Source organism: Dactylosporangium aurantiacum, from assembly GCF_000716715.1.
GTDB classification, from domain to species: Bacteria; Actinomycetota; Actinomycetes; order Mycobacteriales; family Micromonosporaceae; genus Dactylosporangium; species Dactylosporangium aurantiacum.
The window spans coordinates 1-202 of the sequence record NZ_JNYJ01000223.1; the positions used below are offsets into that span (position 1 = coordinate 1).

Annotated in this window: 1 protein-coding gene; it reads left to right on the forward strand. The window is 67.8% G+C overall.

The genetic code is table 11. The annotated features are described in order from the left end of the window. Window positions 1–202 (forward strand): hypothetical protein (locus OP18_RS51010; protein WP_033368098.1); only part of this gene is annotated, 202 nt, incomplete at both ends.

Sequence of the window (202 nt, forward strand, 5' to 3'; positions counted from 1 at the left end):
GGCGAGCCCGGCGTGTACGGCGACTACCTGGCCAACGCGCAGGGCGAGGACGTCGTGGCCGGCATCCGCAACACGGTGCCGCTGCAGGCCCTCGAGGAGGTCAACAAGCCGGCGTACGACGAGCTGATGGCCATCATGGCCAAGCTCGAGGAGCACTACCGGGACCTGTGCGACATCGAGTTCACCATCGAGCGCGGCAAGC